Raw genomic sequence first — 4,058 nt, 5'->3', positions numbered from 1 at the left:
GGTGCTGGCGGCCTGGAGCCTGGTGCTGGCGCGCATGGCCGGACAGCAGGAGCTGGTGATCGGCACGCCGGAGGCCAACCGCGGCCGGCTGGAAACCGAATCGCTGGTCGGTTTCTTCGTCAGCACGTTGGCGCTGCGCATCGATCTTCGCGACGATCCGGATCTGCCGACGCTGCTCGAACGGGTCCGCCACACGGTGCTGGCGGCGCAGGAAAACCGCGATCTGCCGTTCGAGCAGGTGGTGGAGCTGGTTAACCCGCCGCGCCATCTGGGCTATACCCCGCTGTTCCAGGTGATGCTGGCCTGGCAGGACGGCTCGGTGCGCAATATTCCGCTGCCTGGGCTGCAGGCCGAATTGGCCGGGCTGGAATACAGCGCGGCGAAGTTCGATCTGACGCTCGATCTGGCCGATACCGGCGAAGGCATCAGCGGCACGCTGAATTTCGCCACGGCGTTGTTCGATCGCGCCACCGCCGAGCGTTACGGCGTTTACCTGGTACAGGCGCTGCGGGCGATGACGCTGAATAACCCGCGATCGGTATCCCATATCGATTTGCTGCCGCTCGCCGAACGGGAGCATCTGCTGCATGGCTGGAACCGCACCGAGCGTGACTACCCGCTGGATCAGACGCTGGCGGCGCTGTTCGAGCGGCAGGTGCGCCGCACGCCGGATGCCATTGCACTGGTGAGCGGCGCGGAAAGCCTGAGTTACGCCCGGTTGAACGCCCGCGCCAACCGGCTGGCGCACGCGCTGATAGCGCGCGGCGTCGGCCCGGACAGCCGGGTGGCGGTGTGCGCCGAACGCGGCCTGAACATGGTGACGGCGCTGTTCGGCATCCTCAAGGCCGGCGGCGCCTATGTGCCGTTGGATCCGGCCTATCCGGGCGAGCGCCTGCAGTACATCCTGCAGGACGCCGACCCGGTGCTGCTGCTGGCGGACGCCGCCGGCCGGGCGGCGCTGGGCGAACCCGCGACGCCGCAGCTGGCGCTGGAGGCCGCGTTGCCGGAGACGCTGAGTGCCGAGAACCCGGCGCCGCGCGCGCAGGCGTCGCACCTGGCGTACGTGATTTACACCTCGGGTTCGACCGGTAAACCGAAGGGCGCGATGAACGAACACCGCGGGGTGGTCAACCGGCTGGTGTGGATGCAGGAGGCCTACGGCCTGACGGCGGCGGACACGGTGCTGCAAAAAACGCCGTTCGGCTTCGACGTCTCGGTGTGGGAGTTCTTCTGGCCGCTGATGGTCGGCGCGCGGCTGGTGATGGCGAAGCCGGAAGGGCACAAGGATCCGGACTACCTGAGCCGCGCTATCGAACAGTACGGCGTCACCACGCTGCACTTCGTGCCGTCGATGCTGCAAAGCTTCCTGGCAGATGAGCAGGCGGCGACGCGCTGCGGCAACGTGGTGCGGGTGATGTGCAGCGGGGAAGCGCTGCCGGCGGCGCTGGTGGCGGAGTTTTACCGCCGGCTGCCGCAGGCGGAGTTGCATAACCTGTATGGGCCGACGGAGGCGGCGGTGGACGTCACCGCCTGGCACTGTTCGCGGGAGGCGGACCGGGTGTCGGTGCCGATCGGTCGGCCGATCGCCAACACGCGCATCTATCTGCTGGACGAGCACGGGCAGCCGGTGCCGCTGGGGGCGGTGGGCGAGCTGTATATCGGCGGGGTGCAGGTGGCGCGGGGCTACCTGAATCGGCCCGACTTGACGGCGGAGCGTTTCCTGAGCGATCCGTTCGCGCCGGGCGGGCGCATGTACCGCACCGGCGACGTGGCGCGCTATCTGGCGAACGGCGACATCGAGTACCTGGGGCGCAATGACCAGCAGGTGAAAATCCGCGGCTTCCGCATCGAATGCGGCGAGATAGAGGCGACGCTGGCGACGCACCCGGCGGTGCGGGAAGCGGTGGTGGATGCGCGCGCGGTGGGCGACGACAAACGACTGGTGGCGTGGGTGGTGCCGGCGGCGGACGTGGCGGAAGAGACGCTGGCGGGCGCGCTGCGGCAGCATGTGAGCGCGGCGCTGCCGGACTACATGGTGCCGTCGGCCTGGGTGGTGGTGGCGGCGTTGCCGCTGTCGCCGAACGGCAAGTTGGACCGGCGGGCGCTGCCGGAGCCGCAGGGGATACAGAGCCAGGCGGCGTACGAAGCGCCGCAGGGTGAGCGCGAAACGCTGCTGGCGGAGATCTGGCGCGAGTTGCTGAACGTGGAGCAGGTTGGCCGCCACGACAACTTCTTCGAACTGGGCGGTCACTCGCTGCTGGCGGTGAAGTTGATGGCTCAACTGCGGCGTGCCGGTTTGGCGGCGAACGTGCAGACGCTGTTCTCAACGCCGACGCTGGCGGCGCTGGCGCAGGCGGTGAGCGCGCAAGGGGAAATCGACATACCGGAAAACCGCATCTTGCCGGGTTGCGCCGCCATTACGCCGGAGATGTTACCGCTGGCGACGCTGAGCCAGCCGGAGATCGACGCGGTGGTGGCGCAGGTGCCGGGCGGCGTGGCCAATGTACAGGACATCTACGCTTTGTCGCCGCTGCAGGAGGGGATTTTGTTCCACCATCTGCTGGCGGAGCAGGGCGATCCGTACCAGCTGTCCGCGGTGCTGCGTTTCGACAGCCGCGCGCGCCTGGATGCCTGGCTGGCGGCGATGCAGCAGGTGATCGATCGCCATGACATTCTGCGCACCGCGTTCATCACGCAGGGCGTGTCTTCGCCGGTGCAGGTGGTGTGGCGCAAGGCCGAACTGGCACTGAGCGAGCGGCGTTTCGATCTGGCCGACGGCCCGGTTTGGCAACAGTTGGCGGCCGGTTTTGATCCGCTGCATCAGCGACAGGATCTGACCCGTGCGCCGCTGCTCAACTTTACCGTCGCGCAAGAGGAGGATGGCCGGTGGTGCGCCTTGCAGCAGTGGCACCATCTGATTGGCGATCACTCCACGCTGGCCTTTATGGAGCAAGAGGTCAGCGAAATCCTCGCCGGTCGCGGCGCACGGCTTGGCGCCGCCCAGCCGTTCCGCAATGCGGTGGCGCAGGCGCGCCTGACGCTCAGCGAAGCAGAGCATGAACGTTTCTTCCGCGACATGTTGGCGGATATCAGCGAGCCGGTCCTGCCGTTCGGCTTGAGTGATGTGCATGGCGAGGGACGGCAGATCGTCAGCCGCTACCAGGCGCTTTCTTCGGCCTTGAACCTGCGGCTGCGGCGGCAGGCGCGGCGGTTGGGCGTCAGCCTGGCCAGTTTGTGCCATCTGGCCTGGGCGCAGGTGCTGGCGCGCGTCAGCGGGCGAGACGCGGTCGTATTCGGCACCGTATTGCTGGGGCGCCTGCAGGGCGCTGAAGGCGCGGAACGGGCATTGGGGCTGTTTATCAACACGCTGCCGCTGCGCCTGGACATCGATCGGCGCGGCGCGGAGGCGGCGGCAAGGGAGGCGCATATGCGGTTGAGCGGGCTGCTGGCTCATGAACATGCGCCACTGGCCTTGGCGCAGCGCTGCAGTGGCGTCAGCCCTGGAGCGCCGCTGTTCAGCGCCCTGCTCAACTATCGCCACAACAACGGCGAGGCCGTGGCGCTGCCCGAAGGCGTGAGCCTGCTGAGCGCCGAAGAGCGCACCAACTATCCGTTCGTCTTGTCGGTGGAGGACGGCGGCGATTCGCTGGGCATTACGGCGCAGGTAACCGAGGCGATCGATGCGCAGCGCGTATGTGACTATATGGTGCAGGCGCTGGACTCACTGGCGCAAGCGCTGGAGCAGGCGCCGGATACGCCGGTGTGTTCACTGGCGGTGGTGCCGGAAGCGGAACGCGAGCTGCTGCTGCATGGCTGGAACCGCACCGAGCGTGACTACCCGCTGGATCAGACGCTGGCGGCGCTGTTCGAGCGGCAGGTGCGCCGCACGCCGGATGCCATTGCGCTGGTGAGCGGCGCGGAAAGCCTGAGCTACGCCCGGTTGAACGCCCGCGCCAACCGGCTGGCGCACGCGCTGATAGCGCGCGGCGTCGGCCCGGACAGCCGGGTGGCGGTGTGCGCCGAACGCGGCCTGAACATGGTGACGGCGCTGTTCGGCA

1 protein-coding gene is annotated in these 4,058 nt (G+C 68.1%); it reads left to right on the top strand.

Annotated features, from left to right (window positions below; all coding sequences use genetic code 11):
• The coding region (locus tag ACSBQV_RS24175) for an amino acid adenylation domain-containing protein (RefSeq protein ID WP_434991567.1) at positions 1-4,058 on the top strand (4,058 nt) is incomplete at both ends.

It is taken from the genome of Serratia sp. B501 (assembly GCF_051172315.1).
Lineage (GTDB): Bacteria > Pseudomonadota > Gammaproteobacteria > Enterobacterales > Enterobacteriaceae > Serratia > Serratia ureilytica.
This window is presented reverse-complemented; position numbering and strand designations above follow the sequence as displayed.